Annotated in this window: 14 protein-coding genes and 1 pseudogene; 11 read left to right on the forward strand and 4 right to left on the reverse strand. The window is 63.2% G+C overall.

All coding sequences use genetic code 11. The annotated features are described in order from the left end of the window. Window positions 1-8 precede the first annotated feature (8 nt). Both ACYQ3J_RS03475 and ACYQ3J_RS03480 read left to right on the forward strand, forming a co-directional pair. Window positions 9-914, forward strand: a complete 906-nt coding sequence (locus ACYQ3J_RS03475; protein WP_460124710.1) for a mechanosensitive ion channel family protein — start codon at window positions 9-11, stop codon at window positions 912-914. A gap of 110 nt (window positions 915-1,024) precedes the next feature. Then, a complete protein-coding gene (locus tag ACYQ3J_RS03480) occupies window positions 1,025-1,804 on the forward strand; it encodes an SDR family oxidoreductase (protein ID WP_460124713.1) in 780 nt (259 codons plus the stop codon). Here ACYQ3J_RS03480 and ACYQ3J_RS03485 read toward each other — a convergent pair. After that, window positions 1,794-2,282, reverse strand: coding sequence for a hypothetical protein (locus tag ACYQ3J_RS03485; RefSeq protein ID WP_460124716.1), 489 nt, complete (start codon window positions 2,280-2,282; stop codon window positions 1,794-1,796). The genes ACYQ3J_RS03480 and ACYQ3J_RS03485 overlap by 11 nt on opposite strands. A 120-nt stretch (window positions 2,283-2,402) precedes the next feature. On the opposite strand from ACYQ3J_RS03485, the gene ACYQ3J_RS03490 reads away from it, so the two are divergent. From ACYQ3J_RS03490 to cyaB, 7 genes and pseudogenes are all read left to right on the forward strand, one after another. Further along, a complete protein-coding gene (locus ACYQ3J_RS03490) occupies window positions 2,403-2,813 on the forward strand; it encodes a hypothetical protein (RefSeq protein WP_460124719.1) in 411 nt (136 codons plus the stop codon). A gap of 11 nt (window positions 2,814-2,824) precedes the next feature. After that, window positions 2,825-4,654 (forward strand): ABC transporter substrate-binding protein, encoded by a 1,830-nt coding sequence (locus ACYQ3J_RS03495; protein ID WP_460124722.1) that lies wholly within the window; start codon window positions 2,825-2,827, stop codon window positions 4,652-4,654. Between the two features lie 210 nt (window positions 4,655-4,864). Beyond that, window positions 4,865-5,863, forward strand: coding sequence for an ABC transporter permease (locus tag ACYQ3J_RS03500; protein ID WP_460126191.1), 999 nt, complete (start codon window positions 4,865-4,867; stop codon window positions 5,861-5,863). Continuing rightward, window positions 5,863-7,023, forward strand: a complete 1,161-nt coding sequence (locus ACYQ3J_RS03505; protein WP_460124725.1) for an ABC transporter permease — start codon at window positions 5,863-5,865, stop codon at window positions 7,021-7,023. The genes ACYQ3J_RS03500 and ACYQ3J_RS03505 overlap by 1 nt, the downstream gene beginning before the upstream one ends. 4 nt (window positions 7,024-7,027) lie before the next feature. Beyond that, window positions 7,028-8,014: an ABC transporter ATP-binding protein gene (locus ACYQ3J_RS03510; RefSeq protein WP_460124728.1), complete on the forward strand. Its 987-nt coding sequence runs from the start codon at window positions 7,028-7,030 to the stop codon at window positions 8,012-8,014. A 15-nt stretch (window positions 8,015-8,029) separates the two neighbouring features. After that, window positions 8,030-8,990: pseudogene (locus ACYQ3J_RS03515) on the forward strand (ABC transporter ATP-binding protein). A 49-nt stretch (window positions 8,991-9,039) separates the two neighbouring features. After that, a complete protein-coding gene (gene cyaB, locus ACYQ3J_RS03520) occupies window positions 9,040-9,555 on the forward strand; it encodes a class IV adenylate cyclase (RefSeq protein ID WP_460124731.1) in 516 nt (171 codons plus the stop codon). On the opposite strand, the gene ACYQ3J_RS03525 is transcribed toward cyaB, so the two are convergent. The 3 genes from ACYQ3J_RS03525 to ACYQ3J_RS03535 all read right to left on the reverse strand — a co-directional run bounded on the left by ACYQ3J_RS03525 (window position 9,552) and on the right by ACYQ3J_RS03535 (window position 13,288). Beyond that, the gene (locus ACYQ3J_RS03525) at window positions 9,552-11,000 is read right to left on the reverse strand and encodes an RtcB family protein (RefSeq protein WP_460124734.1); all 1,449 of its coding nucleotides are present in this window, start codon (window positions 10,998-11,000) and stop codon (window positions 9,552-9,554) included. The genes cyaB and ACYQ3J_RS03525 overlap by 4 nt on opposite strands. A gap of 163 nt (window positions 11,001-11,163) precedes the next feature. Next, window positions 11,164-12,324 carry an AAA family ATPase gene (locus tag ACYQ3J_RS03530; RefSeq protein WP_460124737.1) on the reverse strand — a complete coding sequence of 387 codons (1,161 nt, stop codon included), beginning with the start codon at window positions 12,322-12,324 and terminating at the stop codon, window positions 11,164-11,166. Between the two features lie 100 nt (window positions 12,325-12,424). Beyond that, complete coding sequence (locus tag ACYQ3J_RS03535) at window positions 12,425-13,288, reverse strand: hypothetical protein (RefSeq protein ID WP_460124740.1); 864 nt, start codon at window positions 13,286-13,288, stop codon at window positions 12,425-12,427. Window positions 13,289-13,562: 274 nt separating this feature from the next. On the opposite strand from ACYQ3J_RS03535, the gene trpA reads away from it, so the two are divergent. Next, on the forward strand, window positions 13,563-14,354 hold the full coding sequence (gene trpA / locus ACYQ3J_RS03540; RefSeq protein WP_460124744.1) for a tryptophan synthase subunit alpha: 792 nt from the start codon (window positions 13,563-13,565) through the stop codon (window positions 14,352-14,354). Further along, window positions 14,354-15,643 (forward strand): TrpB-like pyridoxal phosphate-dependent enzyme, encoded by a 1,290-nt coding sequence (locus ACYQ3J_RS03545; protein WP_460124747.1) that lies wholly within the window; start codon window positions 14,354-14,356, stop codon window positions 15,641-15,643. Before trpA ends, ACYQ3J_RS03545 begins: the two co-directional genes overlap by 1 nt. Window positions 15,644-15,648 lie beyond the last annotated feature (5 nt).

Below are 15,648 nucleotides of genomic sequence, written 5' to 3' on the forward strand. Positions count from 1 at the left end.
GGTGGACTGTGGCAACGGGCGCTGGCAACGGCTCCACGGCGACTCACCTGCTGGGCACGCTTACCTCCAGCTTTAGCGGAGTGGAGAGTTTCCTGTACAAGGTGCTCCTGGCGGCCGTAATCTTCGCCGCAGGCCTCTTCATAGCATCCTTCGTGAGGTCCATTATGAGGAGGAACGTCGCCCCCAGGCTCCCCATGCACGTCTACAAGCCCCTCGAGAACGTGACCTTCTACGGCCTCCTCTTCTTCGCAGGCATAGCCGCGCTCCAGCCGTTCGGGGTGAGGCTCTCCTCCCTACTCGTGGCGGGCGGCTTCGCGGGCATAGTCATAGGCTTCGCAAGCCAGAACGCGCTGAGCAACCTCATAAGCGGCGTCATGCTGCTCGCCGAGCAGCCCTTCAAGGTTGGCGACCCCATCTTCGTGGCCGGCGTGGGCGGGGTAGTCGTTAACGTCGGCGTGCTATCGACAACGATACGGACGTGGGACGGGACATTCGTGAGGATACCCAACAACGAGGTCTTCAACAGCGTGATAACGAACTACTTCAAGGTGAAGGCCAGGAGGATAGAGTTCACCATCGGGGTCCACTACAACACAGACATAGATAAGGCCCTGGAAGTGATCAAGAAGCTTGTCGACGACCACCCATTCTGCCTCATCAACCCCGCCCCCGACGTCTTCGTCGAGGAGTACGCCGACTCATCGATAAACCTGAAGGTCAGGTGCTGGGCCCCGCCACAGGTGTGGTTCGCCACCAAGGTGGAGCTCCAGACCCGGATCAAGAAGGCGCTCGACGAGGCCGGGATACAGATACCCTACCCGCAGCTCGACCTCCACATAATCTCCTCCAAGACGGAGATCCCCGTCAGGCTCAAGCGCGAGGAGGGGGAGGGAGGAGCCCCCCAGGCCCAGTGACGCCGTGGTCACCTTAATGCCCCTTATCGACTTTGCTTAACCGTTTAAGCCGGGCCCCCGCTCCTGCACGCCGGCGCCGAGGCCCACCTCTCGGGGGAGGGCTCGCCGAAATGCCTAGGGGTAAGGCTGCGCTCGTCACTGGGGGGAGCCGCGGGGTCGGCTTCATAGCCGCCGAGGCCCTGGCTTCGAGGGGGTTCAACCTAACCCTCATGGCCAGGGACCCGGGGAGGCTGGGGGAGGCCGTTGAGAGGCTATCGAGGCTCTACGGGGTCGAGGCGAGGGCGTACCCCGGGGACTTGAGGGTTGAGGGGAGCGTTGAGGGGGCGGTGAGGGCCTCCCTGGAGTGGTGGGGCGGCCTCGACGCCGTGGTGATGAGCTACGGGAACCCCTCCTGCGAGCCTTGCACGCTCGGGGAGGCCTCGTGGAGGGACTGGCTCGAGGCCGCGAGCCTCTACATCGCCTCCACCGCGGAGGCACTCAGGGCGGTGGCTAGGCTCAACACTAGGAGCGCCAGGTTCATAGTCTTCACCAGCTTCACGACGCGCGAGAGCCACGACTACCTCGTAGTAGCCGACACTGTCAGGGCCGGGCTCCCGGTGATGATCAGGGCGGCGGCCCGGCTCTACTCCCCGAAGGTGGTGCCCATACTCGTCGTCCTGGGGAGCATCGATACCCCAGGGGCGAGGGCGACGATTTCCAGGCTAGCGCTGAGGCTGGGGAGGGATCCCGGGGAGCTCTGGGCCTCGGAGGTCGAGGGCAGGAGCCCCCTGAGGCGGGTCGCCCGCCCCGGCGAGCTGAGGGAGCTCGTGGGCTTCCTAGCCGAGGCCCCCGAGTACATGGCGGGCTCCGTGGTCTACTTCGACGGTGCAAGCGGCGTGTTCATCCCCTAACCCCCAGCGCCTCCCTGAGACTGGAGGCGAACACCCTGTCGTTACCCGCGAGCCAATCGTAGACCCCGTCGCTCACCTCCACCGAGCCACCTCTAAGGGTGACGCTGACAACGAGCCACGAAACCCCCACAGGCCTAGCCTCGTCGAGGCCAAGGCTCCCGGCGATCCTGGAGGCGTAGACGTACTCCCCCCCGCCCCTAGGCTCGGGCAGCGGGGCAAGGAGCCTGCCCAGCTTCCACCTAGCATGCCTCACGGCGAACCTGAGATCGCCCGCGGCGAGCGCCTTCAAATCCCTGAGCTGCTCCTCGACCCCCACCCTGACCGGTAGAACCCTGCACCCCGCCACGTCGCTGCTGAGCGTTCTGGCCGGGCGCACCATTAGCACCTTCCTCGCATCCAGCTCCACGCTACTCCAGAAGTGAGCGTCAAGCCCGTAGACGCCCCTAGGCGTGGCGACTACGTGGTGTGGAACCGCCATTTTGAAGGCGCGGCCCTCGACCCTAATGACTAGCCACCCGCCCGAAACGCTTTTTATATCTAAGCCGCCTTAACGCTTTTTCCAAAATTAATGATAGAGAGCGTCTGGGAGGGGTGGTTCTTGAACAGGAGGCACGGGCGGGGAATCTCGTCTACGCAGGCCGCGATAGCTGCGTTAATCATTGTAATACTCCTGGCCGCGGTGGCGTACTACGCCACGAGGGGCGGCGGGGCTGGCGAGGCGGCGACGACAACGACTACCACGCCGACCGCTACAGGCGGCACCACAACGACTACGGCAACCACGGAAACCACTAGCCCGACGCCGACTCAGACCCAGACGGCCGCCGGCCCGACGGCTCTCGTCATCGAGACAAGCCAGGCATACGTGGTTGTAGGCCCCAAAGGCGCCAGTGTCCCCCAGCTGCCCACGGGCAAGCCTATAATAGCGGTTGCCTACGAGGTTGACGAGAAGGCCACTAAGCCTAGGGAGGAGAGCCTCGCATTCTCGAGCATAGACCCAGCGTTCTAAGGAACTACACGGTGGACGCGCTGATAATCGCGGCTAGGAAGGCGACGGACCCCTTCGTTAGGATGCAGCTCTACGAGGCTATATACAAGCTGAGCAACTACGAGGTGCCCATACTGTGGCTGGGCCAGTACAAGCTCGTCAGGACCTACTGGGACTGGCTGCACGGCCGATACTACCACCCAACGCTGGCCGAGAGGTATGACCTGCTCTGGGAGGACCCCAACGCCCCCTCAAGGCCCCTCGGCATCGGGAGCTACGTGAACGACGCGTCAACCTACGTGATAGTCACGCACGGCTGGCCCGACACCTTCGACCCCGCCGCCGACTATGAGACCTTCGGCTGGGAGATCTGGCACAACATAGGGGACACCCTCGTCACCTACTGGAAGGAGGATACCGAGCACGTCCAGCCGGACCTGGCAGTCGCCTGGGCCCACGACAAGGAGGGAACCACGTGGTACTTCGTCATAAGGGGTGGCGTGAAGGCCTACGATCCCTGGCACGACAAGGTCTACAACATTAACGCCACCGACGTGCTCTTCAGCATATGGAGGGTGGCGCAGCTAGGCCTCGACCCAAGCTGGATGATAACCGAGTTCGTCGACGTGAACGCCAGCAGCGTGCTCAGCGAGGACGAGCTGGACCAGCTACTCGCGAGCGGGGAGCTGACCGCGGAGTATGCAGGCCAGGTGGCCACGCCTAAGAGTCTGAGCGAGCTGCTCCAGCTCTTCGGCTACACCGGCGAGACTGCAGGCGTCGTGAAGCTCAAGCTCACCCAGCCCTACGGCGCTATACTGAGCATACTTGCAGACCCCTTCGTGAGCGTCATCCCAATGCAGTACGTATTCGACTACTCCGAGGGCCTCCAGGGCAAGTACCAGGAGGCGCTGAAGGCCAGCGACTACGGCAGGAACCCGGCTGCGTGGGCGACCTACATTCAGCCCAGCGAGCAGGACCCGAGCCACCTGCTGCTCAACCAGTACCCCGTCGGCACCGGGCCCTACTACGTGAAGGAGTACCAGGAGGGATCCTACATAGTCCTAGAGTACAACCCATACTACTGGAACAAGACCCTCTGGAGCCAGCAGCCCTACGGTAGCGGGGGCGTGCCCAGCCACAAGACAGTCATCTACCTGATAAACGACGACGCCAACGCCAGGATATCGATACTCACCAGCGGAGACGCCGACACCGGGGCAATACCCCTCGACAGGCTGGAGGACGTGAACGGGACCCAGTACCCCGGCACGAGCTTCAAGGTTAAAGTGGAGACCGGCGAGTTGGAGCCGACTATAGTCTTCATAGTCCTGAACACTATGAAGCCGCCCTTCGACAACGTGTACGTCAGGCAAGCCCTCATGTACGCCATACCGTTCGAGCAGATCAAGAACGACGTCTACAACGGGTTCATTGAGAGGCTCTACGGAGTCATACCCGCAGGCTTCCCCGGCCACAACGACGACCTCGTCATAAAGTACACCTTCGACCTGAACAAGGCCAGGGAGCTAATAGAGAAGTCCGGCATAGACCCGACCCAGTACAAGTTTGAGATCTGGTACAACTCCGGGAACACCCAGAGAGAGAAGATAGCCAACTACCTGCAGACCATCTGGAGCCAGCTTGGCTTCCAGGTCACTATTAAAGGGCTGGAGTGGCCCACCCTGCTGGACAGGGTCGAGAAGGGAGACTTCGACGTCTACATCATAGGATGGGCGCCGGACTACCTAGACCCCGACAACTACGCCGGTCCAATGATGTACGGCGGGACCAAGTTCAGCGTGCTAGACTTCATAAAGACGACCAACCCAGCAGAGGTAGAGGCCCTGTTCACCGAAGGGTAACCCCAGAGGCAGGCTTTAGCTGCGGCTTGCCTCTCCCCCCTTTTCTTAAGCCCCACCGGGTTTTACTCCCAGTCATCGATTGCTTTATTCACTTGCAGGTTTGCAGCCCGGGCTTCACGGCCAGCGTTTTAAACGAGGCCCTCCACGCTTAGCTGCGGAGTTTAAAGCCTCCCCGGAAGGCACCCGCGGGTGCCGACGGGTGCCCTGTCGGTGGCCGACCTTCGCAGGTTCCTAGTGCGGAGGCTGCTCACGTTCATACCCACACTGATAGGCGTCACCTTCATCGTGTTCCTCATCGCCGCCGTTCTCCCCGCTAACCCCGCTAGGGTGTGGGCTGGAGGGGAGAAGGCGAGCCCGCAGGTGGTCGAGAGGCTTATAAGGGAGTATCACCTGGACGACCCGTTGATTGTACAGTACTACTTCATAATGAAGAAGCTGCTCACGAACAGCATGGTCAGCCCCGTGACCCACAGGTACATCTGGCAGGATCTAACCACCTACTTCCCGGTCACCCTGCAGCTCACGCTGGTGGCGTTCTTCTTCATAGTAGTTATAGGCGTCCCCCTCGGGGTGCTCTCCGCGCTGAAGAAGGATACAGCCCTAGACGCCGCGGTCAGGATCCTTGCCCTAGTGGGTGTGTCAACCCCCATATTCTGGCTCGCATACCTCCTCATCTACGTGTTCTACGTTAAGCTCCACTGGATAGTGCTCGCCGGCACGCCCACCCCGCCGTATAAGATCACGGGGATCCCGCTGATAGACTCGCTGCTCAAGCTCGACTTCCAGACGTTCGGGCAGATAGTTAAGAGGTACTGGCTCCCAGGCTTCATCCTGGGCTTCTCCGGAATAGGAGTCGTGGCCAGGATAGTGAGGAACAGCTTCCTGGACGCTTACGGCGCTGACTTCACGGAGTTCGCCAGGGCCCGAGGGTTTAGCAGGCTGAGGATCTACAGGCACGTCTTGAAGAACGCAATGGTCCCAGTCGTCACGGTGCTAGGCCTAATGTTCGGAGCCCTCCTAGCCGGCACCCCCATAACCGAGACCATCTTCGGGCTGCCCGGGCTGGGGAGGTACATGCTCAACTCTATACGCCTCCTCGACTACCTCGCCCTCACAGGCTCCGTGTTCTTCGTCGGACTCATATACGTGACCGTGAACCTGATAGTAGACATACTCTACGCCTTCATAGACCCGAGGGTGAGGTACTAATGGCTGGGGAGGTTTACGAGAAGAAGCTCCTTGACAGGCTGAGCGACGCCTTCATAGACGCATTCGCGCGCCTAGCCGACAGGGTTAGGCCGGGGTGGCTGAGGAGGAACAAGAGCAGGGTCGACGAGTGGAAGCTCATGGCCTACGCCTTCAACAGGAGCCCGCCGGGGATAATTGGAGCGGTGCTCGTGGTCTCGTTCATAGTGCTGGGGATAGTGGGCCCCTACCTGGCCCCCTTCAGCTACGACCTGCAGCTGACCTTCTTCGACCCCAACGCTAAGAGGGCTCCGCCGGGGACCGTGATCCAGATCAAAGACGGGGGGCTCTCAGAGGCTCTGGGGGTGAAGCCGGGCAACTACACCCTAATCCTCGGGGCCGACGACCAGGGGAGGGACCTGCTCAGCAGGATCCTCTACGGCGCCAGGACCAGCCTCGTGATAGCGGTCCTAGTAATGGCCGTCGGCCCCTGGATAGGGATACTCTTGGGCCTCGTGGCCGGCTACTACGGGGGCAAGGTGGACGAGGCCATCATGAGGATCACCGACATCTTCCTAGCCTTCCCGGGGCTCATACTGGCCATAGCCTTCTCCGCAGTCCTACCCCCGAGGATCTCGGACTTCCTCGACGCGCACCCGGGCGTGAGGGACTTCTTCCTCAAACTATTCGCCCTAAAGCCCCAGCACGCCGGGGCCATGGCCAGCCTGATCTCGGTCGTGGTGGCGCTGTGGATAGTCTGGTGGCCCGGCTACGCGAGGCTCGTGAGGGGTATGACGCTTAGTGAGAGGGAGAACGTCTACGTGGAGGCCGCGCGGGCCCTAGGGGTGCCCACAAGGCAGATCATGCTAAGGCACATATTACCCAACATAATGAGCCCCATACTAGTCTACCTGACCCTGGACTTCGGCAGCGTCATACTGACAGAGGCCGGCCTCAGCTTCCTCGGCCTAGGCGCGGTGCCGCCGATAGCGGACTGGGGCAGGATAATCTACGACGGATCCAACTACTTCCCGAAGGACTGGTGGGCTGTGTTCTACCCGGGCCTCGCGATATTCCTAGTCGTGCTCGGCTTCAACCTCGTGGGGGACACCCTGAGGGACGTGCTCGACCCGAAGACTAGGAGGAGCATAGAGTTCAGGGTCAAGAAGGGTAGGGGGGAGTGAGGCTGTGGCCGGCTGCGAGCCGCTCATAGAGGTTAGGGATTTGAGGGTTAACTTCTACACCTACGCGGGCGTGGTTAAGGCCATAGACGGGGTCTCATTCAGGATCTGCAGGGGGGAGACGTACTGCCTCGTTGGCGAGACCGGTTGCGGGAAGAGCGTGACTGCGAGGGCCCTCACCGGGCTCGTCCTCCCCCCGGGCAGGATTGAGGGGGGAGAAGTCATCTACTACAGGCCAGAGGGGCCCGTGAACCTCCTGGAGCTGGACGAGGAGGAGCTCAGGAGGATCAGGGGCTCCGAGATAGCCTACGTGTTCCAGGATCCCACGGCGGCGCTCGACCCGCTCTACACTATAGGCTACCAGATAGCGGAGACGATGTACGAGCATGGAAGGGTCTCCAGGATAAAGGAGGGCCTCGCTAAAGCCGTCGAGGTGCTGAGGAGCGTCTTCATGCCTGACCCCGAGAAGAGGGCGAAGAGCTACCCCCACGAGCTCAGCGGGGGGATGAAGCAGAGGAGCGTGATCGGCATCGCGCTCAGCAACAAGCCCAGGCTGCTGATAGCTGACGAGCCGACCACTGCTCTCGACGCTACGATCCAGGCGCAGCTCATGGACCTGCTCATGGAACTCAAGAGGAGGGAGGACCTCACGATACTCCTCATAACGCACAACCTTGGCCTGGTCGCGGAGGTGTGCGACAGGGTAGCAGTCATGTACGCCGGGAACATAGTCGAGGAGGCCCCGGTTGTTGAGCTGTTCAAGAACCCGCTCCACCCCTACACTAAGGCCCTACTGAGGGCCGTCCCCAACCCTAGGAGGAAGAGTGTCAGGCTAGAGTCGATCCCGGGCACCGTGCCGAACCTGATAAACCCGCCGCCGGGGTGCAGGTTCCACCCCAGGTGCCCTGTGAAGAAGGACGTTTGCTCGGCGAAGAAGCCGCCCGAGGTGTGGGTGGGCGACGGGCACAGGGTCGCGTGCTGGCTCTACGCGTAAGCCGGGGGGTGCGGCGTGGCCCTAGTGGAGGTTAGGAACCTCAAGAAGTACTTCCCCGTCAGAGGGCATCCTAAGGACTAGGGGCTACATCAAGGCCGTTGACGGAGTGTCGTTCAAGATAGAGAGGGGCAGCACTCTGGGCCTCGTGGGCGAGTCGGGCAGCGGCAAGACCACTGTTGGAAGGCTTGTGCTAAGGCTCATCGAGCCCACCGGGGGCTCGATACTCTACGATGGCATGGACGTGCTCAAGTTGAAGGGCAGGGAGTTGAAGGAGTTCAGGCGCAGGGCTCAGATGGTGTTCCAGGACCCCTACTCGAGCCTCAACCCGAGGATGACCGTGTTCCAGCTAATAATGGAGCCCCTCCGAGTCCACGGGATTAAGGTTGACGACCCGGAGTCCTTCGTCGTCAAGCTCCTCTACAGGGTTGGGCTGAACGAGACCCACCTCTACAGGTACCCTCACGAGTTCAGCGGCGGCCAGAGGCAGAGGATAGCGATCGCAAGGGTGCTAGCCCTAAGGCCGGAGTTCATAGTCCTCGACGAGCCCACGAGCGCGCTCGATGTGAGCGTGCAGGCCCAGATACTCGAGATGCTTAAAGGCCTCCAGAGGGAGTTCAACCTCACCTACCTCTTCATAAGCCACGACCTCGGCGTGGTGAGGTACATGAGCGACTACATAGCGGTTATGTACCTCGGGAAGATAGTCGAGTACGGGCCGGCCGAGGAGGTGTTCGAGAAGCCGCTGCACCCCTACACCCAGGCCCTCTTCTCGTCGATACCCATACCGGACCCCTTCGAGGCCCGGGGCAGGAGGAGGCTGAGGATTACCGGGGAGCCGCCCAGTCCGATAAACCCGCCGCCGGGGTGCAGGTTCCACACCAGGTGCCCCTTCGCGAAGGACATCTGCAGGCGCCGGGAGCCTGAGCTGGAGGAGGTTGAGAAGGGCCACTACGTCACCTGCTGGCTGGCCCGGTGAACGGCTCCTTTAATCCCCACACATCCTTCATTCCCCGGGGTGGGCGCACTTGGGCCACTTGGAGAAGGAGGTAAAGTACAGGGTTGACTGCGGCCTGCTCGACGCTCTCCTGGAGAGGCTCAGGAGCCTGGGCGCCAGGCTCAGCGGCCCCGTGCGGGAGGAGGACTTGTACTACAACCACCCCTGCAGGGACTTCGCCTCCACCGATGAGGCGCTGAGGGTCAGAGCCAGCAGGGGGGTTAGGGTTCTGACCTACAAGGGGCCGAGGCTGGGCTCGGGCAGCGTGAAGAGCAGGCTCGAGGTCGAGGCCCGCGTCGAGGGGCCGGTGGAGGAGATCCTGGAGAGGCTGGGCTTCAGGCCGGTGGCTAGGGTGGTCAAGGAGAGAGTTTACGCCGAGTACGGGGGGCACGTGGTCACCCTGGACAGGGTGGAGGGGCTCGGCTGCTACGTCGAGGTCGAGGGGCCGGACCCGGAGGGTTTGAGCAGGGAGCTGGGGGTGGAGGGGGAGCTGGTGGAGGAGACCTACCTGGAGCTACTCCTCGAGAGAATGGGGAGGGGCGGCTAGCCCTTCGTGACGCCGAGTGGCCTCATCCTCGCGACTAGCCTCGCGATGCCCACCGCGTGGGCTACCTGCGCGACGCGGTCCACGTCCTTATAGGCCTCCGGCATCTCCTCGACCACGGTGGCCCTGTTGCTCGCCCTTATGTAGATCCCCATCTTCTCCAGGGACTTCACCACCTCGACGTAGGTCTTGGTCCTCTTGGCCGCCGCCCTGCTCATCCACCTGCCGGCGCCGTGGGGGGCTGTGTACCAGGACTTCACGCCCTCCGGGACGCCTGCGAGTATGTAGCTCGCCGTCCCCATGCTGCCGGGTATCAGCACGGGCTGGCCGACTTCACGGTAGTCCTTGGGTATCTCCGGGCTGCCCGGCGGGAACGCTCTCGTCGCGCCCTTCCTGTGGACGACGAGCTTCTTCCTCTTACCGTCGACGTCGTACTCCTCTATCTTCGCAATGTTGTGGGCGACGTCGTAGACTATCCTCATCCCGAGCTGGTCGGGGTCCCTGTGGAACACCTTCCTGAAGCTCTCCCTCGTCCAGTGGGTGATGAGCTGCCTGTTCGTCCAGGCGAAGTTGGCCGCCGCAGCCATGGCCCTCACGTAGTCCTGGGCCTCGCGGCTGTTGTAGGGGATGCTGGCCAGCTCCCTGTCGGGGGGTATGGTTCCATACTTCCTCATAGCCCTCTCCATTACCGCCAGGTAGTCGCTGGCCACCTGGTGGCCCAGGCCCCTGCTGCCCGTGTGGACCATCACGACGACCTGGCCCTCAAAGATGCCGTAGACCTTCGCTATCCTCTCGTCGAAAACCCTGTCGACCACCTGGACCTCTAGGAAGTGGTTCCCGCTGCCCAGCGTGCCGAGCTGCTCGGCGCCACGCCTCTTAGCGGTTATACTCACCTTGCTCGGGTCGGCGAGGCCCCAGCTGCCATGCTCCTCGATGTGCTCCGGGTCATCAGCCCAGGCGTAGCCCTTCGAGACGGCCCAGCGGACCCCCTCGGAGAGGACCCTGTCAAGCTCGTCTATCGACAGCTTCACCTTACCCGTGCTCCCGAGCCCGCTCGGCACGTTTCTGTAGAGCTCGTCGACTAGCTCCTTTATCCTGGGCCTCACCTCGTCGACGGTCAAGTCGGTCCTAATCACCCTCACGCCGCAATTGATGTCGTAGCCGACGCCGCCCGGGCTTATGACGCCGTCCTCATCGATAGCCATGGCCGCGACTCCGCCTATCGGGAACCCGTAGCCCTGGTGGCCGTCGGGCATCACTATGCTATACTTCTGGATGCCCTGCAGGCAAGCAACGTTAGCCGCCTGCTCGAGAGTCCTGTCCCCCTTCATCTTCTCCAGCAGGAACTCGTCGGCATAGATTATGGCCGGCACCCTCATGCAGCTCTTAGCGCCCTTCGGGATCATCCAGACGTTCTTGTCTACACGCCTCACCGGAAGGCTGGGCATAAGGCTTCACCCCCCAAAGGCTAGGTCCCATACCCGGGGCCTGCCAGGGACAAGAGTTCCGGGAGGGTTAATATCCTCAAGCCAGAACGGGAGGCCCTCGACGGCGTCCCCCCGCCAGCCGGGTGGCGGGTGGGTGGGGAGAAGAGGGCCGGGGAGAGGGGGGTTAGAGTGCCTTGAACTTCTCGTACCACTCCTCGTAGAGTTTTATTGTCTCCCTGTCGACGCTTGGCTTCCTCTGCTTTAGTATCTCCAGGAAGTCGTTCATAGTCACCGGCCTCGGCTCGCCTTTGCCGCCGTTCTCGAAGTACTCCCTCACCGTCCTCATGTACGCGCTTTGGACTATGTCCCTTATATCGCTGCCCGAGTAGCCTTCGAGCAGCTCTGCTAACTCGTCTAGGTCGACGTCGGGGGCGAGCTTTATCTTGGAGGTGAGCAGCTCTAGCAGCCTGCGCCTGGCCGCCTTGTCGGGGAGTGGGACGTAGATCCTCTTCTGGAACCTTCTTATGAACGGCTCGTCCAGCTTCCAGGGCTTGTTGGTGGCGCCTATCACGTAGACGTGGAGGTTGCTGCCCTTGTCCTGGATCCCGTCCATCTCCTTGAGGAACTGGTTCCTGACCCTCACCTCCCCCCCGACCTCGTTCGTGTGCACGCCGAGCAGCGCGTCTATCTCGTCGATGAATATTATCACCGGGACCCCCTCGCGGGCCCTGGCCCTGGCGTACTCGAAAAGGCTCTTAACGTTCTTCTCACCCTCCCCCAGCCACTTGCTCATAATGCTCGCTGCGTCGACGTAGAGGAACTCCCCGTCAACCTCGTTGGCGACGGCGGCGGCGAGCATCGTCTTACCGGTGCCGGGCGGGCCGAAGAGTAGGATCCCCCGGGGCCAGCCTAGGGGGAAGAGGTCGGGCCTCCGTATTGGGTAGATTATCGCCTCCCTCACCGCCTGCTTGGCCTCCTCGAGCCCGGCTATGTCGTCGAACGTCACGGATGGCTTCTCCCTCAAGGCGAACACTGGCGGCTCCCTCGAGCCACTCCTCTTCAGCGCCTTCTCGTTAACCTCGACCCTGTACTCCTCGTCGACCGCCTGGGCGAGGGCCTCCCCGGACTCAAGCTCCGCAAGCTTCCTCCTGTACCCCTCGAGTATCTTCATAATCTTTGGGGCCAGCAGGTCGTCCGGGTAGAGCCTGAGGTACTCCTCCAGGGCCTCCACAGCCCTCTTGAGGTTAACCACGGCCTCCTCGCGCAGCCCCTTACTCTCGGCCTCCTTGTAGGCGAGAGCGTACCTCCTAGCCGCCCCCAGCAGGACATCCCTGGCGCCGCTCAACTCCAGCCACCACCCTTAACCCCCAGAGCGTCAGCGTTAACCTAGCCTTCAACTTAAGGGGGTACGGGCCCCCGGGCGGAGGGACGCCATACCCGGGGGGCTAGGCGTTGAGGGGCTGCTTCCGCTGGATCTTGATGACCCCCTTCTCCTCGAGGTAGAGCAGCGCCCTCTTGATCACCTCGGGAGCCACGCCGAGCGCCTTGGCGGCCTGGGAGACCTTGACCCTGCCCCCGGTTGACTTGATGTACTCCAGCAGCTTCGATGCAACCTCCTCGATGTCGACGTTCACGTTTACGCTGGAGCCCGCGGGGGCTAGGACCGCAGGGGGCTTGGGGAGTATCTTCTCGGCGTCCCTGCTCGCCTCCGCCAGGGCCTTCCTGATCAGCTCCCTCGCCTCCGGCGACGTCTCCGCGATGCTCCTAACCGGCACTGGCGTCGGGACGCCCTGGAAGTTGTAGAGCTTCTCAACCTCCTCCCTCAGCTCCTCAAGCTGCACCGCGAGCTCCGGCGCGGTCGCGGCGATGCTCTCGTTCACGCTCCTAACCATCATGACCACCGGCTGTATTGCCTTCAGTATCTCCTCGGCGCTCTTCGCAGCCCTAACCCTGCCGATCGCCAGGTGTATCATCCTGACCAGCACGGTGAGCGCCTTCGCCAGCCTCTCCTTCAGCGCGGCATCGGCTGCGATGAGTTCTAGGGTCTCCCTGTCGCCCTGCTTCGCGGCCTCCACCATCCTCTTGTAGTCCTCGTCTATCTCCCTGACAATCATGTCCCTCATACTCTCGATTTCGCGCCTCCTATACTCTAGCCTAGCCACCACGCTGTCGTAGTCGAAGCCCTCCTCGGCTCCACCCTCAGCGCCCGGGACGCCCCCGAGGTAGTCGTTCACACCCCACTGAGCAGCGTAATCCTCAACGCCCGGCCTGCCCCTGCCGAGCACCCTCTTAAACACGTCCAGCACCAAGGCTACTCACCCCCGCAGCGTCTCCACGCATCAAATAGCCCCTGAGCGGAGTTTGAGGAGGAGAACCCGATACCACAAGCGTAGCACCCCTTCTATTCTATTCTATTACGGGGCTCCCGCCCCCACTCTCTAGTGTCTAGCGATTGCCCCGGGCTGCTCGAGGCTTTCACCGGCCCCGGGGGGCGGGATCCCTCCCGGGCGAGCTGTCTGGGCGCCCTCGTCCCGGGCAAGCCCGGGGTAAGGCTTTTATACTAGAGCGGCCTCGGCGGGGTGGGTGGTTGGTGGGTGTGATGGAGCGCCAATGGCTTTGAGGCGGCCCGGTTTTAGCGTCTACCTGACCATCGGCTACCCCAGCCCCGACTCCTTCCCCGGGGTCCTGGGGGCCCTGGCGGGCTGCGCCGACTTCCTCGAACTCGGGCTCCCCACTGGGAGGCCGAAGTATGACGGGCCGACGATCAGGCTGACTCACAAGGCGGTGGTTAGCCGCGGCGTCAGGGGGGTCGAGGCTCTGAAGCTCGTCGAAGCTGCGGGTGTTGAGGCGCCGTTCACGCTCATGGCTTACATGGGCGACTTCGAGGACAGCCTGAGGGGCGTGCTAGAGGCCGCCGCCTCCGCCGGCGCGCTGTGCGTCCTCTTCCCGGACCTCCCCTTCGACTACCCGTGGAGGGTTGGGGAGTACGTCGAGGAGAGCGAGCGCGCCGGGCTGAGGCCCTGCTTCTTCGCCTCCAGCAGGTTCCCGCACAGGTGGCTCCAGCTCTACGCGGCCAAGGACCCGCTCTACGTCTACCTCGGCCTGCAGCCGGCTACCGGGGTGAAGCTGCCGATAGGGGTTGAGAGGAACGTCAGGCTAGCCAAGCACCTCCTCGGCGACACCTACCTCCTCGCCGGCTTCGCGATTAGAACGCCCGAGATGGCCCGCGGGATAATCGAGAGCGGCGCTGACGGCGTAGTCGTAGGCTCAGCGGTCGCCAGGGCCCTCGAGGGCGGGGGAGTCGAGGAGGCGAGGCGCCTCGCCTGCACGCTGAGGGACGCCGTCCACGAGGCCCCGAAGGGGGTGGAGGCGTGATGCCAGGGGTGCCCAGGTACTGGTACAACCTCACCGCGGACCTCCCAGTCCCCCTCCCGCCCCTGGTGGATCCCCTGGACGAGGAGGAGTCTAGGATAGCCCTGCTCGCCAGGATCCTGCCCTCCAGGGTGATAGACGAGGAGTACACGCTCTCCAGGACGCTGAGGATCCCCGAGGAGGTGAGGAGGGCGTACGAGAGGGCCGGGAGGCCGACGCCCCTCCTGAGGGCTGAGGGCCTGGAGAGGGCGCTCGGCGTCTCTGGGAGGGTCAGGATCTACTACAAGTTCGAGGGCGCCCTCCCAACGGGGAGCCACAAGCTGAACACCGCGATACCCCAGGTCTACTATGCCAAGCTCGACGGCGCGGTCGAAGTTGTAACCGAGACCGGCGCCGGCCAGTGGGGCCTCGCAGTCTCCACCGCGGCGGCGATGCTGGGCGTGAAGGCGACCGTCTTCATGACCAGGAGCAGCCACGAGTCGAAGAAGCCTAGGAGGCTCGCGATGAAGGCGCTGGGCGCGAGGGTGGTGCCGAGCCCGAGCACCGAGACGAGGGCGGGCAGGGAGGCGCTCAGGGAGAACCCGGGCCACCCGGGGAGTCTGGGGCTTGCGATAACCGAGGCGGTGGAGTACACGCTCAGCGGCGAGCGCCGCAGGTACGTCCCCGGCTCGGTGATGGAGAGCGTGCTCACCCACCAGACAGTGATAGGGCTCGAGGCCCTTGAGCAGCTCCCCGAGGAGCCGGACTACATGGTGGCCTGCGTCGGGGGCGGCAGCAACTTCGGCGGCTTCACCTACCCTGTGATTGGGATGAAGCTGAGGGGGGAGGGCTTCGAGGGGACCAGGTTCATAGCCGCAGAGTCCAGGGCGGCCCCGAGGCTCACGAGGGGCGACTACAGGTACGACGGCCTCGACACCGGCCTCACCCTGCCCCTGGCGAGGATGTACACGCTGGGGAGGAGCTACGTGCCGCCCCCCGTCCACGCGGCTGGGCTCCGCTACCACGGCGCCGCTCCGAGCCTCTCCCTCCTCAGGCTCCTAGGCTACGTCGAGGCGGTCGCATACAGCCAGGAGGAGGTGCTGGAGGCCGCGGCGGTGTTCGCGAGGGCTGAGGGGATCCTGCCCGCCCCCGAGAGCGCCCACGCAGTGAAGGCGGTGATGGACATCGCCTCGAAGGCGCCTGCAGGCAGCGTTATAGCGTTCAACCTCAGCGGCCACGGCTACCTCGACATAGACGCTTACGAAGCCATCGAGTCCAGGCTCGTCTCCGGCGAGCTCAAGGCACGGGGGTGAAGGAG

The sequence above is a fragment of the Stetteria hydrogenophila genome, assembly GCF_054657575.1.

What these genes read in the sequence shown, in the direction of transcription:
- ACYQ3J_RS03505 (WP_460124725.1), top strand. Translation starts at nt 5,863, where the DNA reads ATGGCTGGGGAGGTTTACGAGAAGAAGCTCCTTGACAGGCTGAGCGAC.
- ACYQ3J_RS03545 (WP_460124747.1), top strand. Translation starts at nt 14,354, where the DNA reads ATGCCAGGGGTGCCCAGGTACTGGTACAACCTCACCGCGGACCTCCCA.
- ACYQ3J_RS03485 (WP_460124716.1), bottom strand. Translation starts at nt 2,282, where the DNA reads ATGGCGGTTCCACACCACGTAGTCGCCACGCCTAGGGGCGTCTACGGG.
- ACYQ3J_RS03480 (WP_460124713.1), top strand. Translation starts at nt 1,025, where the DNA reads ATGCCTAGGGGTAAGGCTGCGCTCGTCACTGGGGGGAGCCGCGGGGTC.
- ACYQ3J_RS03525 (WP_460124734.1), bottom strand. Translation starts at nt 11,000, where the DNA reads ATGCCCAGCCTTCCGGTGAGGCGTGTAGACAAGAACGTCTGGATGATC.